At 71.0% G+C, this 16,920-nt stretch carries 16 protein-coding genes; 10 read left to right on the top strand and 6 right to left on the bottom strand.

Translation table 11 applies throughout. The features are described 5' to 3' along the window. Positions 1 to 151: 151 nt before the first annotated feature. Entirely contained in the window at positions 152 to 889 is a 738-nt protein-coding gene (locus tag ABD466_RS12210; RefSeq protein ID WP_344657098.1) for an ArsR/SmtB family transcription factor, read from the bottom strand. Between the two features lie 64 nt (positions 890 to 953). Here ABD466_RS12210 and ABD466_RS12205 point away from each other — a divergent pair, with 64 nt between their 5' ends. Next, positions 954 to 1,397 carry a GNAT family N-acetyltransferase gene (locus ABD466_RS12205; protein WP_344657097.1) on the top strand — a complete coding sequence of 148 codons (444 nt, stop codon included), beginning with the start codon at positions 954 to 956 and terminating at the stop codon, positions 1,395 to 1,397. On the opposite strand, the gene ABD466_RS12200 is transcribed toward ABD466_RS12205, so the two are convergent. Together ABD466_RS12200 and ABD466_RS12195 are read right to left on the bottom strand one after the other, a co-directional pair. Then, positions 1,379 to 2,116 (bottom strand): cytochrome b/b6 domain-containing protein, encoded by a 738-nt coding sequence (locus ABD466_RS12200; protein WP_344657096.1) that lies wholly within the window; start codon positions 2,114 to 2,116, stop codon positions 1,379 to 1,381. The genes ABD466_RS12205 and ABD466_RS12200 overlap by 19 nt on opposite strands. Then, entirely contained in the window at positions 2,043 to 2,813 is a 771-nt protein-coding gene (locus tag ABD466_RS12195) for a molybdopterin-dependent oxidoreductase (RefSeq protein WP_344657095.1), read from the bottom strand. The genes ABD466_RS12200 and ABD466_RS12195 overlap by 74 nt, the downstream gene beginning before the upstream one ends. A gap of 166 nt (positions 2,814 to 2,979) precedes the next feature. Between ABD466_RS12195 and ABD466_RS12190 the strand changes: the two genes are divergently transcribed. From ABD466_RS12190 to ABD466_RS12170, 5 genes are all read left to right on the top strand, one after another. Further along, positions 2,980 to 4,029, top strand: a complete 1,050-nt coding sequence (locus ABD466_RS12190; protein WP_344657094.1) for a hypothetical protein — start codon at positions 2,980 to 2,982, stop codon at positions 4,027 to 4,029. Between the two features lie 208 nt (positions 4,030 to 4,237). Beyond that, a complete protein-coding gene (locus ABD466_RS12185; protein ID WP_344657176.1) occupies positions 4,238 to 4,765 on the top strand; it encodes an NUDIX hydrolase family protein in 528 nt (175 codons plus the stop codon). A gap of 101 nt (positions 4,766 to 4,866) precedes the next feature. Next, positions 4,867 to 5,610, top strand: coding sequence for a hypothetical protein (locus ABD466_RS12180; RefSeq protein ID WP_344657093.1), 744 nt, complete (start codon positions 4,867 to 4,869; stop codon positions 5,608 to 5,610). A 59-nt stretch (positions 5,611 to 5,669) separates the two neighbouring features. Beyond that, a complete protein-coding gene (locus ABD466_RS12175; RefSeq protein WP_344657092.1) occupies positions 5,670 to 6,617 on the top strand; it encodes an MBL fold metallo-hydrolase in 948 nt (315 codons plus the stop codon). A gap of 53 nt (positions 6,618 to 6,670) precedes the next feature. Beyond that, on the top strand, positions 6,671 to 6,808 hold the full coding sequence (locus ABD466_RS12170; protein WP_344657091.1) for a hypothetical protein: 138 nt from the start codon (positions 6,671 to 6,673) through the stop codon (positions 6,806 to 6,808). A gap of 37 nt (positions 6,809 to 6,845) precedes the next feature. Here ABD466_RS12170 and ABD466_RS12165 read toward each other — a convergent pair whose 3' ends face one another. Together ABD466_RS12165 and ABD466_RS12160 are read right to left on the bottom strand one after the other, a co-directional pair. Next, complete coding sequence (locus ABD466_RS12165; RefSeq protein WP_344657090.1) at positions 6,846 to 7,895, bottom strand: phosphatidylinositol-specific phospholipase C domain-containing protein; 1,050 nt, start codon at positions 7,893 to 7,895, stop codon at positions 6,846 to 6,848. Between the two features lie 85 nt (positions 7,896 to 7,980). After that, positions 7,981 to 8,781, bottom strand: a complete 801-nt coding sequence (locus tag ABD466_RS12160) for an alpha/beta hydrolase (RefSeq protein ID WP_344657089.1) — start codon at positions 8,779 to 8,781, stop codon at positions 7,981 to 7,983. A 235-nt stretch (positions 8,782 to 9,016) separates the two neighbouring features. Between ABD466_RS12160 and ABD466_RS12155 the strand changes: the two genes are divergently transcribed. The 4 genes from ABD466_RS12155 (at position 9,017) to ABD466_RS12140 (ending at position 12,344) form a co-directional block, all read left to right on the top strand. Then, positions 9,017 to 9,217 carry a hypothetical protein gene (locus tag ABD466_RS12155; RefSeq protein WP_344657088.1) on the top strand — a complete coding sequence of 67 codons (201 nt, stop codon included), beginning with the start codon at positions 9,017 to 9,019 and terminating at the stop codon, positions 9,215 to 9,217. Positions 9,218 to 9,431: 214 nt separating this feature from the next. Further along, positions 9,432 to 10,283, top strand: a complete 852-nt coding sequence (locus ABD466_RS12150) for an alpha/beta fold hydrolase (RefSeq protein ID WP_344657087.1) — start codon at positions 9,432 to 9,434, stop codon at positions 10,281 to 10,283. A 139-nt stretch (positions 10,284 to 10,422) separates the two neighbouring features. Next, the gene (locus ABD466_RS12145) at positions 10,423 to 11,883 is read left to right on the top strand and encodes a dihydrolipoyl dehydrogenase family protein (RefSeq protein ID WP_344657086.1); all 1,461 of its coding nucleotides are present in this window, start codon (positions 10,423 to 10,425) and stop codon (positions 11,881 to 11,883) included. A 62-nt stretch (positions 11,884 to 11,945) separates the two neighbouring features. Continuing rightward, positions 11,946 to 12,344, top strand: a complete 399-nt coding sequence (locus tag ABD466_RS12140; RefSeq protein WP_344657085.1) for a nuclear transport factor 2 family protein — start codon at positions 11,946 to 11,948, stop codon at positions 12,342 to 12,344. 76 nt (positions 12,345 to 12,420) lie between these two features. On the opposite strand, the gene ABD466_RS12135 is transcribed toward ABD466_RS12140, so the two are convergent. Next, positions 12,421 to 16,746, bottom strand: a complete 4,326-nt coding sequence (locus ABD466_RS12135; protein ID WP_344657084.1) for a GH92 family glycosyl hydrolase — start codon at positions 16,744 to 16,746, stop codon at positions 12,421 to 12,423. Between the last annotated feature and the right edge of the window lie 174 nt (positions 16,747 to 16,920).

The following is a 16,920-nucleotide window of genomic DNA, read 5'->3' as shown; positions in this document are numbered from 1 at the left end:
TACTACACCGATGATCGGCTCGTGGCCGACGGCGGGTGGCGGGTCGTCGGCTTCGACGAGGTGCTGCGGCAGCGATTCCCGCAAGATCCGCTCGCCCTCTCGTCACTGCCCATGACAAGCGACGCTGCGCCGGAAGCCGATCAAAGATCGGTCACTCCGGCAGACCGAGATGCTCATGCAGTGCCCGCCGCCCCGCCGGGGTCACAGCGAGAGCGCGCGTCGAACCGATCCGCGTGACCCAGCCGGCGCCCAGCGCATGGGCGCACAGCGCCGCGCCGAGGACGCCGGCCAGGTGCGGGCGGCGTTCGGTCCAGTCCAGGCAGGAGCGCACGAGGGGGCGGCGTGAAGGCGACAGGGTGATGCCGACGGCGGCGAGCCGATCCGTGCCCGCGTCGGTCAGCTTCGGCTCGGGCTCCCAGTCGAGCAGGCCGCGGGTGACCATGGCGTCGGTGATCTTCACGGAGAGGGTGCCGGCCAGGTGGTCGTAGCAGAGGCGGGCGTCGCGGAGGGCCTGTTGACGGGTGGCGACGGTCAGGGAGCGGGGTCGGACCGGGTGGTGCGGGGCCAGTTCGGCGAGGCTTTCGATCAGTTCCATCACCCTGTGGTCGGCGATGCGGAGGTAGCGGTGGCGGCCGTGGCGTTCTTCGACCAGGAGGCCGCCGTTGACGAGCTGGTTCAGGTGGGAGGTCGCGGTGGGCTGGGTGACGGCTGTGTAGCGGGCCAGCTCCGTCGCGGTCCAGGCGCGGCCGTCGAGGAGGGCGAGGCAGATGGCCGCCCGGGTTCCGTCGGCCAGGAGGCGGGCCACGGCTGCCAGGTCCACACCCACGTCCTGGCCCGTGGCCGGGCCCGGGTCCCGGCGCGGGTTCCGACCTGCGCGCTCGTCGTCCATCCTTCGATTCTCGCCGATGATCCTTCGACCGCCATCGAAGCGTCCCGGTTCTAGCCTGCGGGGTGTGAACAGGGCAGATCTCATCGTCACCGACTCCCCCACGCCGGCCCAGACCGCGGTGGTCTCCGACGCGCTGGACCGCTTCAACGTCGAGGCCACCGGCGTCGACGATCGGAGGCCTCTCGCGGTCCTGGTCCGCGACCCCGGCACGCAGCAGGTGGTCGGCGGGCTGACCGGACGCACGTCCCTCGGCCTGTTCTTCGTCGACCTGTTCTTCCTGCCGCCCGACCTGCGTGGCGGCGGCCTGGGCACGGAGATCCTCCGGCGGGCCGAGGAGGAGGCCCGCGCCCGCGGTTGCCGCAGCGCCGTCCTCTACACCATCAGCTTCCAGGCCCCCGACTTCTACCGCAAGCAGGGCTGGGAAACGCTCGGCGAGGTGTCCTGCGAGCCGCCCGGAACGAGCCGCGTGTTCCTGACCAAGGACCTCGCTCAGCCACGCTCGACCTGAGGCGGGTTCTCCTCCTTCGCCAGCCACATCGGATGCTCCCGCCGCGCCCACACCCGGTCGACGGATCCGGTCCGCATGCCGCGGCGGGCCTCCGGGTCCTGAAACGCCTTGCGCATGTGGCCCAGCAGCACGATGGCGATGGTCCAGGCGAGGATGTCGTGCACGAAGATGGCGCTGGTGCGGGAGATGCTCGGGAGCAGGGCCATGAACCACATCAGGAGGCCGGTGAAGGCCATCACCAGTACGGCGCCGGCGATCCAGCCCGCGTAAAGCTTCTGGCCGGCGTTGAACTTGCCCGCGGGACGGTCCGCGGGGTCGGTCAGGCGGCGGCGGACGGCGTGGAGCCATTGGCGGTCGTACGGAGCGAAGCGGTTCAGGCGGCGGAGGTCGGAGCGGAAGGCTGGGGAGAACAGGCCGAGGAGGAGGGGCGCCGGGAGGAGGACGCCCGACCACTCGTGGAGGGTGACCATGAGATGACGGCGGCCCACGAGTTGGGCGAGCGGGCCGAAGTAGAGGCAGGCCGCGGAGGTCACGCAGAGCAGCATCAGGGTTCCGGTGGCGCGGTGGACCATGCGTTCGGCGGCGGTGAACCGCTGTACGCCGCGCCGTTTCGGCCACCGTTCCGGGCGCCAGCCCGCCTCGGGTTCAGGCTGCGGAGGCATCGTGGTTGTCGGAGGCGTCGTGCTTGTCGGCGTCGTCGAGCCAGCCGTCGATGTCATACCCGCGCTCCTCCCAGAACCCGGGGATGACCCGGTCGGTGACCGAAATGCCGGCCAGCCATTTGGCCGACTTGTAGAAGTACATCGGCGCCGCGTACAGCCGGACCGGGCCGCCGTGCTCGTGCGTGATCGGCGCGTCCTGCATCCGCAGCGCCACGAGCATGTCGGGGCGGCGGGCCTGCTCCAGCGTGAGGTTCTCGCTGTAGGCGCCGTCGAAGCTGGTGAACTGCACGGCCTTGCCGCCGGCCGCCACCCCGGCGTCGGCCAGCAGGTCGGAGAGCTTCACGCCTTCGAACGGCACCTTCTCGACCCGCCAGCCGTCCGTGCACCGCACGTCGTGGACCACCCGGGTCTGCGGCAGCGCGCGCAGGTCCGCGAGCGTGTACGTCCGCACCCGGTCGACGAGGCCGTCGATCTTGAGTTCGTAGTCGGCCTCGCCCTTGCGCGGGACCGAGCCGACGATGCTGTAGTAGCGGAAGCCTCCGGGGTTCGGGAGCAGGCCGCTGAGGCCGGTCGGGTCGACCTGCGACGCCTTGGCCAGCACGCTTTCCCAGGCCGACTGCAGATACGGGGCCGCGGCCAGCCCGACCGCGCCGGCGCCGAGCACGCCCAGCAGCGTCCGGCGTGCCACGGGAGCGCCGGACGGCGTGTTCCCGGGTTCGGGATCGGGTCCAGTCCCTGGTTCGTTCTCCGGCATCTCGGCTCCTTCCGTCATCGCCGGGAAAGCGGTGCGCCCCAGCGATCACCACTGTCGCCGCGGCACTGAACCTCCACATCAGTCATGTGACGTCGAGCCATCCCGACGCGCTACCCTCGCGACTAGCGCCACCAGGGATCACGACCAGCGAAGCGGGGAGAGCCAGATGCGTGGCCAGAGCGCTCAGCACGGCAGAAGGCACGCGCTCCAGGCCATCGTGGCGGCGGCCTGCGTCACGATCGGCATAGCGGTCGCCGCCGGGTGCGCCAGCAGGAGCGGACTCGAGACGCGCACCGACAAGTCCCCGGGCGGGGCGATCCAGTTCGCCGCGACGAGGATCGTCGCCGCGAAGACCGTCCACGTCCACGTGGTGGTGTCCGGGGACGTCAGCGCGACGGTCGACGGCTCGGTCCGCCTCGCGCCGACGCTGAGCGGCGACGTGACCGTGAAGGCCGACAAAGACGCGGACATGATCCCCGACCGCGCCGTCTACGACGGCAAGACGGTCTACATCGCGCTGCCGAAGGGCTACCACGCCACGTCGAAGGCCAAGCCGCACGCCGCGTGGTTCGCGTTCGACATGCCCGGCGGCGCGGCCAAAGACTCGAACGGCTCGAAGGACTCGAAGGACTCCATGCCCGCATCGGTCGTCGCGCTGCTGAAGTCCGACCCGGCAAGCTTCGTCAAGGAGGTACTGGCCAAGGGCAAGTTCACCCAGACCGGGAAGGACACCGCCGACGGCGTCGACGCGACCCGCTTCACCGGCGAGATCACCGGCGACGACCCCGCCCACGTCGACGTCTGGCTCGACGCCTCCGGCCTCCCGGTCGAGATCGTCTTCCAGTCCGCGTCGGACCGCCGGCCCAAGGGGCGCACCGAGGTGCACTTCAGCCAGTGGGGAACGCCGGTGACGATCACCGCCCCTCCGGCCGACCAGGTCCTCACGGAGAACGACGAGATCAGCTTCGCCATCTCCGGCCAGGAGTTCAAGATCTCCGCGGACCAGCTCGACGGCTCGGACCTCACCCAGGGCGACGTCATCGGCACCGCGACGCCGACGGGCGGCGCCCACCAGACCTGTGTCCCCGTCGACCTGCCGTCGCTGCCGTCACTGCCGTCGCCGGCGGCCGCACTGCCGACGCGGACCACAGTGTGTTTCGACCTCAAGGGGCTGACGCCGCCCGGAGCCGTGGTGACGATGCCCACCGGTCGCTGAGACTCACAGGAGACTCCGGCCGGGGCCTCGGGACGGCCGGCCCGGACGTGTCGGCCAGTGCGTCCTCGAGCCGGCGCCGCACGTCCTCATGCGTCTCCCGCATATCAGCCACTTCGCCGGTATTGCCGCCAGTGTTAATGCTTCACGAAACCTTCGAGACGACGATCCACCCGGGCCTCACCGCTTGTACGATGCGCAAGTGTCCGAAATGATCGAGACGACCCCGGGGTGGTTCGCCCCCGCCGACCTTGAGCAGGTCCGCGCCCATCTGCCGATCGTGTACGTCCAGGCGGTGCCGGTGCGTGTGGACGCGGCGGGTGAGGTGACCAGCGTCGGGCTGCTGCTGCGCATCTCCCCCGACGGCACCATCACCCGCAGTCTGGTGTCGGGACGGGTGCTGCACCATGAGCGCCTGCGTGATGCCTTGTTGCGGCATCTGGAGAAGGACCTCGGGCCGGTGGCGCTGCCGCACATCCCGGCCTCGCTCCAGCCGTTCACCGTCGCGGAGTACTTCCCGACGGCGGGGGTCACGCCGTATCACGATCCGCGGCAGCACGCGGTGGCGCTGGCGTATGTGGTGCCGGTGAACGGTGACTGCTCGCCGCGCCAGGACGCGCTGGACCTCGTGTGGTTCACACCGCAGGAGGCGTCGTCGGAGGCTGTGATGCAGGACATGACCGGCGGGCAGGGAACGCTGCTGCGGCAGGCGTTGGCGCATGTCGGGTGCTTGATCTGAACAGAACCTCAGTGTCGCTGAGGTACTGATTCGTGGCATCAGTCCTTGTCTCGTAGGCTCGCGAAGAGTAGGGCGGGCATGCGGCGGCGAAGGAGACAACGGTGGTCGAACGGCGGAGGAGCGTCGCGGGTGCGATAGCAGCGGTCGCGGCCGTCGTCGCCGTCGCCGCCGGGGTGACAGCGTGCGGTCAGCCGTCGACCGGCCCGAAGGCGGCCGGCACCGGAGCCGTCGCGGCCACCGGTTCGAGCACCGACGCGCCCACGGCCACCGCCGCCTCGTCGTCCGGGTTCGACTACGTCGCCGTCACCAGCACGGCGCCGGGCACGTACTCCGCGTCCAGCGCGCCCGCCCCCGGTGGTTCGGCGCCGGTGCCACCCGGCGCGCAGCAGCCCGCCGCGGGTCCGGACAATCCTCCGGCGGGCGGCACGGCCTCGAAGCCCTCCCATCCGGCCAGCGCTCCGGCCTCGACGCAGGCTCCACCTGCTTCCACCGCCAAGCCGCCGACCTCCGCGCCTCCGCCGGCGCCAAGCACGACCGCGCCGACGGAGAAGAAGATCAGCGGGACGGTCTCCTGCTTGTCCGGCAAATCGGTCGAGGGCGTGTGGGTGCAGGCCGCGCAGGGTTCCGGGTTCTCGCCGTGGCAGGGCATCGGCAACGGGTCGACCTCGCGCTACTGGTACACCCTTCCGGCCTCCATCCCGTTCTCGCTGCACGTCGGATGCGGGGGGACGACCTCGGCCTGGGCGGTCTCGACCACCACGCCGACGACGGACGGGCCGGTCGCCGACTTCACGTGCCACGACGTTTCCGATCAGCCCGAGTACGGGACCTGCGACCTGCAGTAGGTTGGTCCCGGTTTTGCCTTTCTCCCCTGTTACCCACTCCGTGACGAGGTCGATGTCGCATGTCCAGCTCCCACCCGCACGACGACAGCATGCCGCCCGGCAAGGCGGTCGAGGTCGCCGACGGCGTCTTCGCCTTCATCCAGCCCGACGGCAGCTGGTGGATCAACAACACCGCTTTCCTCGTCGGCGGCCAGGGCGTGATCTCGGTCGACTCCTGCTCCACCGAGCGCCGCACCCGCGAGTACCTGGCCGCCATCCGCACGGTCACCGACCGCCCGATCCGCGCGCTGGTCAACACCCACCACCACGGCGACCACACCAACGGCAACCACCTGCTGGCCCCGGCGGCGGTGATCGGGCACGAGGCGATGCGCGAGGCGATGATCGAGACCGGCCTGCCGGGCCCCGCGTACAACGCGGTGTGGGGCGACGTGCCGTGGGGCGAGCTGGAGCTGGAGCCCCCGTTCGTGACCTTCGAGGACCGGATCGCGCTGCACGTGGACGGGATGCGGTGCGAGGTGGCCAACGCCGGCACCGCCGCGCACACGGTCAGCGACTCCTACGTCTGGATCCCGGACCACAGCGTACTGATCAGCGGCGACCTGCTGTTCAACGGAGGCACGCCGTTCCTGCTGATGGGATCGGTCGCGGGCGCGATCGACGTGCTGGAGAACCGGATCAAGCCGCTCGGCGCGCGGACCGTCGTGCCGGGCCACGGCGGGATCTGCGGCCCGGAGGTGATCGACGACGTGCTGGCGTACCTGCGGCATGTCCAGGCGGTCGCCGAGCAGGGCAGGGAGGCCGGGCTGACGCCGCTGGAGGCGGCACGCGAGATCGGGCCCGGGGAGTTCGAGGGCCTGCTGGACTCCGAGCGGCTCGTGGGCAACCTGCACCGGGCCTACGCCGAGCTGGACGGCGCCGCGCCGGGCGCGGCGATCGACCTGTTCGCCGCCCTCATCGACATGGTCGCCTACAACGGCGGGAAGCCGCTGCGCTGTTTGGCCTGAGTCAGCCGGGTATAAGCGGACCTCGCGCCGTTACGGATGAGAGGAGTGCGCGTATGTGGGTCGGCACTTGGCAGAACCAGTACGGCTCGACACTCACGATCACCGACGAGGCGGACACGAGCATTCGCGGCTGGGGGAACGGGGCGGACAAGGTGCCGGTCAGGCCACTGGAACCGGCCCGACCGGCGTGATCGGTGTCGGTCGAGCCGGTCGAGCCGGTCGAGCCGGTCAGCCGCGCGGCAGCGCCTCGGAGAGCACGGCGGGCAGGCCGGTCCAGTCGTTGGAGACGATGCTCGCGTGCTTGCTCGCCAGCAGCGCCACCCGCGCCTGCGCGTCGGCCTGGCTCGGGGCGGTGTCGCTCAGCGCCGGGGCGACGTTCTGGGCGTCGGTCATCGTCAGCAGGTAGTGGTTGGCGTCGTACCAGGACGTGTCGATGCTGCTGACGTAGGTCGCGGCGTCACCGTCGAAGACCACGAACCAGGGGCGGATCGACGTGTCCGAATACTGCGTCCGCGGGTCGCCCGCCACAGCGCCGAGGACCGCGGGGAAGATGGTCGCCTGCGACGTCTTGCCGGAGGCGGCCAGGTTCTTCAGGTATGTCCCGTACTCGACGTCCGTGTGCAGGGAGTCGAAGGGGTTGTTCAGCTCGACCGTGCCCGGGATGACGTACAGGATGACCTTGCCGGCCAACGCCGAGCGGGAGGGCCAGGCGTTGGCCTTCGCGGCGGCGTCGAGGGTGGGGTAGGTGCCGCCCAGCAGGTCGGAGGGACGGTAGACGAGGCTGCCGAGGTGGTTGTTGATCAGGGCGTCAAGCTGTGCCGGGCCCATACCGGCGTCGGCCTCGAAGCCCTGCTTCAGCTCGATCTTGATGGTGAGCGGGCCGTCGGTGGTGTGGGAGGCCAGCCAGTACTTGACGTCGTCCAGGCAGGAGCCCAGATCCTTGTTGGTGGAGCCGGTGTAGATGTCGGCGGGCTTGGAGGCGTTGACGCAGTTGTTTCCGTTGCCGAACGGATTGTCGTGGCTCACCTTCCAGTAGTCGCCGAAGACGTCCGTCCAGGTGTCGAGCTCGATCATGGACGTGCCGCTGTCCAGAGCGTCGGCCAGCCGGGGGAACGCCGCCTGGTTGTAGGTGTTGTGCACCCCGACCACGGTGGTCTGGGACACCGGCGCGGAACCGACGTCGGCGGCGGCCGGGGGGACGGTCGCGGCCAGCGCGAGGACGGTCGCGCCGAGGGCGGCGGCGCCGGATGCGAGGCGGCGGAGCCAGGGACCGGACATGGAACCTCCTGGTGGCGTACAGAGAGCGTGGGGTCGCTCACCCGCCGTGGAGGCTAGCCGCAGCTCGGCCAGGAAGACAGGGCCCTCACATGAATCGTCTGTGACCTTCTGTGGCACGGACGCCGTTGTCGGAGAGCCAGCCCAGGACGTGGTCCGCGACCTGCGGCCAGCCGCTGTCCGCCACCAGGGAGTGGCCGCGGTCGGCGAACTGCTTCAGGTCGGTCGCCGCCGGGGAGTCGCCGTAGAGCTTGTAGACGGACCGGGTGGCGGCGTCCGGAACCAGCCGGTCTTCCTGCCCGGAGACCAGCAGCAGGGGTCCGCGGGCCGGGTTGTCGGTGTCGACGGCCAGAGCTGACTGCGGATCGTCCAGGAGCCGCTGCGGCGCGGGCATCGCGTACCGCGCGAAGAGCTCCGCGGCCTCCTCCTCCCCCACCGCGTTGGCCACGACATGCCGGAACTGGGACCGCGGCAGGGGTACGACCCCGTCGTGTCCGACCGGCGGGCCCCAGATCTGGGACGCCAGCGAAGGGCGGGTCTCGACCGCCGGAACGCCGGGCGGCGGCTGCGGCGCGATGGCGACCGCGGCCTCGGCGAGATCCGCCCCGAGCAGGTGCTGGGCGATGAGCCCGCCGACCGCGTGCCCGATGAGCACCGGCGGCCGCTCCAGGCCCCGGACGAGGCGCGCGTAGTGCTCGGTCAGCTCGGGCAGGCCGAGGTCCCGCAACGGTCCGGGATCGCGGCGGGCCCGCCGCACGTCGTCGTCCTCCCCCGGCCAGCCGGGGACGCTCACCGCGTAACCGTGCGTGGCGAACCGCTTCGCCCAACCCTCCCAGCACGACATGTGAAGCCACGCACCGTGGATCAGGACTACAGGGGTTCGAGTCACGACCGGGACCTTCCAGCTTTCCGTGCGACGGCCACCGGGTATCCGGCAGCGACTGTCCCAGCATCGGCCCCGCGTCCTGGGCGGCGTAACAGTCGGATGACTCAATATCCTTGCGCTCCTGGTCAGCGAGGTCGGGCGCCAAGTGACTGATGTGCGGTGGGCACCACGGGAAGGATCATCGGAACGGAAACACCAGCGACGGCGAAAAGCGTTCCATCCCCAGGAGGTGTCGACGATGAGCAGTTCTGCCCACCTGACGCATGAGCAGGCGGCCGCGGTGCGCGAAGCCCGGTTCGGCGCGCTGCCGAAACCGATCGCCTTGGCGGACACGGTCGAGGAGAAGGAGGCTGTTCCGGCGAACCAGGCCGTGGACGCGTACGACTCCGACAGCCTGGGCGTCAGGTTCTCCTGCCTGGCCGCGGACTGGGGTCTGTGACGATTCGTCCCGGCCGACGATCGAGCCCGACGATCGAGCCCGCACCCGGAAGGGTGCGGGCTCGATCGCATTAGCGACTAGGTCATGAGGACGGTTCGGAGGGCTTCAAGCGGGGTCGCGACTCAGGGTCAGATGACCGATGTGGCTCGCCAGACCGCCGGGTGAAAGTGATGACCGCAGGGCCAAACACTTCGAACCCTTTGGAGGGGAACCCATGTCCGCCATCGCCAAGAGCACCAAGCGCCGCCTCATCGCCGGCGCCACCGCCGCCGTCGGCACGGCCGCGGCCATCACCGCGTTCGCCGTCGCGGGTACCGCCAACGCCGCCGACTCCGCCGCGTCCGGCAAGTGGGCGAAGCCCACCATCGTCCTGGAGCACGGCGCGTTCGCCGACGGATCCAGCTGGAACGGCGTCATCGAGAAGCTGCGCCACGACGGCTATCCGGTCATCGCCGCGGCCAACCCGCTGCGTGGCCCGGCCTCCGACGCCGCCCAGCTGCGCACCGTCGTGAGCCACGTCAAGGGCCCGGTCATCCTGGTCGGCCACTCCTACGGCGGCTCGGTCATCACCGAGGCCGGGGCGGATGATCCGCAAGTCAAGGGCCTGGTCTACGTCGCGGCGTTCCTGCCGGAGGCCGGAGAGACCGCGCTGCAGCTGACCAACCAGTTCCCGGGCTCCACGCTGCCGGGCACCCTCGACCCGGTCCCGTACACCGACGCGGACGGCAGCACCGGCACCGACCTGTACATCCAGCAGGACAAGTTCCCGCACCAGTTCGCCGCCGACGTGAACCCGAAGGACGCCGCGCTCGCCGCCGTCACGCAGCGGCCGATCGCGCAGGCCGCGCTGGAGGAGAAGGAGACCGGCCCGGTGGCCTGGGCCCAGAAGCCGAGCTGGGACGTCGTCACCACGGAGGACCTGAACATCCCGGCGGCCGCCCAGAGGTTCATGGCCCAGCGCGCCGGTGCGCACGTCACCGAGGTCGCCGCCTCGCACTCGGTCGCCGTGTCGCACCCCGGCCTGGTCGCCGACGTGATCGAGAAGGCCGCCCGCGCGACCCGCTGACCGCGGCCCTCTGACAGCCGGGTGTGACGCGCTCCGGCGCCCGCCCCTGAGCGGCTGAGCCGCTCCCTCGACGCCGGGAGGACGGTGTCCCCCTCCCGTCCTCCCGGCCGCATCTCGCCCCCGACCCCGGAGAACCCCCATGTCCAGCACCACCTCTCAAACCTTCGACGTCATCGTCATCGGCGCCGGCCCGGTCGGCGAGAACGTCGCCGACCGGGCCGTGGCCGGCGGCCTGAGCGCCGTGATCGTGGAGTCCGAACTGGTCGGCGGCGAGTGCTCGTACTGGGCCTGCGAGCCCAGCAAGGCCCTGCTGCGCCCCGGGCTCCTGCACCGCGAGCTCGGCGCGGTCCCCGGCCTGGCGAAGGCCGCCTCCGCGCCGCTGGACGTGGACGCCGTGCTCGCCCACCGCGACCGCATGTCCGGGAACTGGGACGACGCCGGCCAGGTGGAGTGGCTCCGGCAGGCCGGCATCGAGCTGGTCCGCGGGGTCGGCCGGCTGGCCGGTCCGCGGGCGGTGACCGTGGCCACGCCCGACGGGCAGACCGTACACCTGACCGCGCGGCACGCCGTCGCGGTCTGCACCGGGACCCGCGCGTCGCTCCCGCCGCTGCCGGGTCTGGAGGAGCTGCGGCCGTGGACCAGCCGGGAGGCGACCAGCGCACCGCGGGTGCCGCGCCGGCTGGCGGTCCTGGGCGCCGGCGTCGTCGCGGTCGAGACGGCCACCGCCTGGCGGACGCTGGGCTCCCGGGTCACGCTGATCGCCCGCGAGGCGATGCTGCTGCCCCGGGCCGAGCCGTTCGCCGCGGAGTCGGTCGCCGACCGCATGCGCGAGACGGGGATCGATCTGCGCTTCGGGACGACCATCAGCGCCGCCGTGCGCAACGCCGCCGGCGAGGTCGAGATCGAGCTGTCGGACGGCACCCGGCTGGTCGCCGACGAGTTGCTGCTGGCCACCGGTCGCGCTCCCCGCACCGAGGACCTCGGCCTGGAGTCGGTGGGCCTGACGCCGGGCGGCTGGCTGCGGACCGACGACCTGTTCACCGTCACGGGCGTCGAGGGCGAGTGGCTCTACGCGGTCGGCGACGTGAACGGCCGCGCTCTGCTCACGCATCAGGGCAAGTACCAGGCCAGGGTGGCCGGCACGGTGATCGTCGACCGGGCCCGCGGCCGGCGCCTCGACCTCCGCAAGTGGAGCCGCCACGTGGGCACCGCCGACCTCGAGGCGGTTCCGCAGGTGGTGTTCTCCGATCCGGAGATCGCCTCGGTCGGTCTCACCACCGCCGAGGCCGAGCGCGCCGGACGCGTGGTCGACGTGGTCGACTACGAGATCGGCCGGGTCGCCGGCGCGCTCCAATACCGTCCGGACTACCGCGGCCGGGCCAGGATCCTGATCGACCCGCGCCGCGGCACGGTCGTCGGCGCCACCTTCGTCGGCCCGAACGTGGCCGAGCTGCTGTATTCGGCGACCGTCGCCATCACCGGCGAGGTGCCGCTGGACCGCCTGTGGCACGCGGTGCCGGCCTTCCCGACCATCAGCGAGGTATGGCTGCGGCTCCTGGAGACCTACCGCGACGCCTCCCTGGAGCTCCCACGTTCCTGATCTTCCATCGGGCGCCGCCCGATGCCGAGAGCACCCCACGCACCCCTGAAAGGAACCAGACCATGCCCGACCTCCCCAGCGCCCGCGAGGTGACCAACGACGTCCTCGTCCGCGAGTTCGTCGACGTCTTCGAGAAGAAGGACGCCAGCCTGCTCGGCGCCTTCCTCGCCGAGGACGTCGTCTTCGAGAACTACGGGGATCCGGAGATCCACGGGCGCGCCGCGGTCGTGAGCATGTGGGAGAACGTCTTCCGCACCTTCGAGGCCGTGAAGTTCGAGACCTTGAACCAGGCGGTCAGCGGCGACCTGGTCATCGCCGAACAGGTCCACGGCCTGGGCCTGCCCGGCCGGTCCACCGCCCCGATCCGCAACCTCGCCGTCTACGAGATCCGCGACGGCCTCATCACCGCCTGGCGCGACTACACCAACCCCGACAAGGCCCGCCAGCTGCTGACGGCGTGAACGACCGCGAGGCCCTCGACTCAGGAACCTGAGCCGAGGGCCTCGCCGTGGAACGTGCCGTCACTGCGTCAGGGCACTACCCCTCCCCCACCGCGATCACGTGCATCGCGGTGGTGTTGCTGTCGACCTGGGCGGCGACGTTCGGGAGGGTGATCGACGCGACGGTCTTGCTCGCGTCGAGCGGCACGGTGGTGGCGAAGACGTACATCGTGATCGCCTGCGAGTTGCCGGAGGTGCTGTTGCGGTAGGGCATGGTGGCGACCGCCTCGTCGCCGCCGCCCGGGCCGCCGGCCCAGTCGTTGAACGTGACCGGCTGGGTGGTGGAGGTGCCGTCGGTGTAGGTGATGGTGATCGGGGCCACGGACCCGCCGTTGGTGGAGGAGCCGAGGAGCCCGAGCTTGGTGGCCCCGGCCTTGCCGGCGACCAGCATCGTCTGGCCCGCGGCCAGGATGTTGTCGTTGCTGCACGGTTGGGCGGTGGGCCAGGTGAAGGTGACACCGGCGCCGGTGACGGTGCCGCCGGGCGTGATGCCGGCCTTGGCGAGGGCGTCGGCGGAGTAGCTGTAGCCGTCGCCGTCGTAGTCGGCGCACTTCTGGTTGCTGTCCGGCGAGGTGCCGGCGTTGTCGTAATAGTCCGCCGGGTTCGCCGTCGGCGTGATCGGGAGCACCACGCTGTCAGAGACCTGACCCGCGGCGTTGACCACGGTGGCCGAGGCGTTGGTGCCCGGGTAGACGTGCCAGACGCCGTTGGGGCCGGCGGGAGTCGGGACGGTGAAGGTCACCGCCGTGTCGGACCACGAGTCGATGGTGAAGGGTGCCGAGTTGCCCGGCGAACCCCAGTTGACGCCGAGGTCGCTGAAGGCGAGGTAGCCGGTGCCCTGGGTGGCTCCGAAGCCGGTGCCGTGCACGGTCACCTGCTGGCCGGCCGCGGCCGGGGACGGGCTGAGGGTCGTGGCGACCGCGCCGGTGGCAGCCGTGGTGGCGGTGCCGACGGCGAACACGTGCAGGCGGCCGCGGTCGGTGCCCGCGGGGAGCGTGATGCCGGTCAGCGTCTTGGCCGGGTCCACCGGGAAGGTGGTGGCGAAGACGTGGGTGGCCGTCTTGTCCTGACCGCCGTTGCAGGACGCGCAGTCGCGGTAAGGCAGCGTGGCAGCGTCCTGGTTGCCGAACGACGGCTTGTCGCGACCGGCGCCCAGGGTCCAGTCCGACAGCCCGAGCCAGTACTGCGCGGTGCTGCCGTCGGAGTACTGGAGCGTCATCACACCCTTGCTGGGGCCGCCGTCGGCGGAGCCGAGGAGGCCGAGCTGCTGGGTTCCGGCCGGAGCCGCCACCGTGACCTGCTGCCCCGCGGCGACCACGTTGTCCGGGAAGCCCGGAGCCGGGAGCGGCCAGGTGTAGGTGATGCCGCCGACCGTCACCGGCTGGCCGGGGTTGAAGCCGGCCGCGGCGAGGGTCTGGGCCGAGTAGGAGTTGCCGCCGCCGTCGAAGTCCGCGGCGTTGACGGCCGCATCGTCGGCGATGCCGGCGTCGTCGAACGAGGCCAGGAGACTGCCCGGCGGCGCGACCAGGACCCGGAGCTGGAGCGGGGCCAGGGCCCTGCCGTTCTCGGAGAGCTGGATGGGGACGGAGTAGAAGGTCTGGGGTGTGGAGGCGGTGGCGTCGACCGTCAACGTCACCGAGGCGTGGCCGGCCGGGGAGACCTGGAGAGAGCTGCCCGACAGGCTCGTGGTCAGGCCGGTCGGCGGGGTCGCGGCGACCGAGACGCGCTGGTACCGGTCAGCGGAGTCCTGCACGGAGACGGTGACCTTCGCGCTGCCGCCGGGGGCGACACGGATCTGCTGGTCCGACAGGTACCCGATGGCCGGCTGCGCACCGGTGCCGTCGGACGGCGGGGCGTCGCCCTTGCTCGCGCCCCAGTACTTGTTCGGGGTCGAGCCCATGCGCACGTCGATCCGGGCACCGTGGGTGAAGACCGACGCCGGCAGCCACGGCTTGTTCCAGTCGTCGCCGTCGACGCGCAGGTTCTGCACGTAGTAGTTCTTGACGGAGTCGGCACCGGGGGCGTTGATCGTGATGGCCTTGCCGTTGGCGAGGTGGATGATCTCCAGCGGGAACTCAGGGCTGTTCAGGGCCATGTCGGCGCTGCCCGGGGTCTCCGGGTACATGCCGAGCATCGCGAAGGCGCCGAGAGCCGAGGTGGTCCCCAGGTCGTCGTTGCCGCCCATGCTCTGCTTGGGGTCGTCGGTGTAGAGCTCGGTGCGGATCCGGTTCAGGACCTGCTGGGCCTTCCACGGGGTGCCGGTGTAGTCGTAAAGCCACGGCACGCCGTAGTCGAACTCGTTGCCCATGAACGCGTACGGCGACGGCGGACCCTCGTCCAGCTTGGTGAAGAACGTGTCGAGCTGCTTGGCGACCGCGGCGCCGCCACCCATCGCGGCGACCAGGCCCTTGAGGTTCCACCCGATCTGCCACCGGTACTGGGAGGCGTCACCCTCGACGTAGTTGTCGGTGGTGGTGAGGTCGGCCGGGACGAAGGCGCCGGAGGAGGTGCGCGGTTGGAGGATGCCGGTGGCCGGGTTGTACAGGTTCTGCCAGTCCTGCGCCCGGGTCATCAGCTTCTGGGCGTCCGCCTTGTCGCCGAGGGCGTTCGCGAACAGCGCCAGTGCGGCGTCCGCGGATCCGTACTCCATGGTGGTGGACACCGGCCCGTAGAAGTTGCAGCAGGTGTTGGCGCCGTCGGTCGGGACGTAGCCGAGCCGTTCGAAGGCCGCCAGGTCCGGCCGGATGTTGTTCGGCGTGTTCGCCTCGGCCAGCGCGTACTTCAACGCCGAGGCGGTGTCGAAGTCGCGGGCGCCGAAGGCGTAGTACGCCGCCAGCTCCTCGTCGGCCGGGTCACCGACCATGACGTAGGTCTCGCCGTTGTTCAGCGACCACTTCGGCATCATGCCGTTGTTCTGCGCCGCGTCGTTGACGATGGACTGCGCGGCGTTGCTCGCCATCGCCGGGTCGATGATCGCCTCGAGCTGGACCTGGGTGCGGTAGATGTCCCAGCCGGAGAAGTTGGCCACCTGGACGTGGCCGGGCTGGACCGTGTGCACCTGGTTGTCGAAGCCGAGGTACTGGCCGTCGGCGTCGGAGAACGTGTTGGGGTGCAGCAGGGCGTGATACAGGTTCGTGTAGAAGACCTGCTGGCGGGCGGCGGTGCCGCCGCCGATCTGGATGCGGGACAGCTCCTTGTTCCATGCGGCGACGCCGGCGGCGTGGACCCCGTCGAAGTCCCACCCGGGCTGCTCGGCCTGGAGGTTGGCCTGTGCGTTGGCCGTGGAGACGTAGGAGATGCCGACCTTGGCCTGGACGGTCTGGGCGGCCGAGGTGTCGAAGGTCAGGTAGACGCCGTCGGGGCCGGTGGCCGCGGCGGTTCCGGCCACGGCCGCGGCGGCGTGCTTCGCAGCGCTCTCCCGCGGGGCCTGGCCGTGCAGGGTCGGCGCGGGGAGCGCCGGGGTCTTCGCCTTCGTCGACGAGTCCTGCGACCCGCCCGCCGGACTCGGAGACGTGCTCGGCGCGGCCGGGCTCGGCGCGGCGCTCGGGGCGGCGCCGGGCTTGCTGCTCGGCGCGGCACCGGTCGGGGCCTGCGTCGGCGCGGCCTGGTTCGAGGTCTGGCCCTGGGTCTGGCCCTGGGTCTGGTCCGGAGCCTTGGTCGCCGTCGCCGCACCCGGCGTGACCGTCGTTCCGGTCCACGTCCCGTGCGCCGTGAAGGGCTGGTCGAAGACGATGTCGAAGTTCAGCGTGTACTCGTCGCTCGCACCGCAGAAGTAGCCGCTGGTGACCGAGCCTTTGAGCTCACGGTCGCCGACGATCTCCGCGGTGACGCCGTTGGTGCCGTCCTGCGATCCGGTGAGCTTGAACAGCAGGTTCGACTGGGTGCCGGATGGGAACGTGAAGCGGCCGATCGCCGAGCGCGCCGTCTCGGTCAGCTCGGTCTTGACCGCCGAGGTGCCGGTGCCGGTGGAGACCGAGTAGTAGTCGGCGGAAGCGGACTCGGCACCGTGGCTGAACGGCACGGTCGCGTGCGACGGGTCGGCCGGCAGCGTGCCGACCGTCGGCAGGATCGGCAGGTCCCCGAAAGCGCCGCAGCCGGGCCCGCTCAGGTGGGTCAGGCTGAAGCCGGACAGTGCCGAGTCGTTGTAGTAGTAGCCGCCGCCGGCCTGGCGGTTCGGCGAGGTGTCCGGTCCCCACTGGATCATGCCGAAGGGGACGTCGGGACCGGGGAAGGTGTTCACCGCCCCGCCCGCGCCGCCGTCGCCGGTCCCCAGCAGGGGGTTGACGGCCGAGGCGGGGTTCGCGACCGCGGTGACCGCTCCGGTCGCGGCGGTGTCGGCTGCCGCGACGGCGGGTGCGGACATCGCGGCGGTCACACTCATTGCGCTTGTCAGAACGGCGGCTCCGGCCGCCTGCACGATCCTTCGTCGGACTCTTACCCGGCGCGCCATGGGCACCGTCCCTCCCACGAGAAATCAAGGCTCTTGATCGGGTTCGAAGGTGACCTCGGTAACGTTAGCAAGGGTTCTAAGTTGGAT

Source organism: Catenulispora subtropica (genome assembly GCF_039531675.1).
Classification (GTDB): Bacteria; Actinomycetota; Actinomycetes; order Streptomycetales; family Catenulisporaceae; genus Catenulispora; species Catenulispora subtropica.
This window is presented reverse-complemented; position numbering and strand designations above follow the sequence as displayed.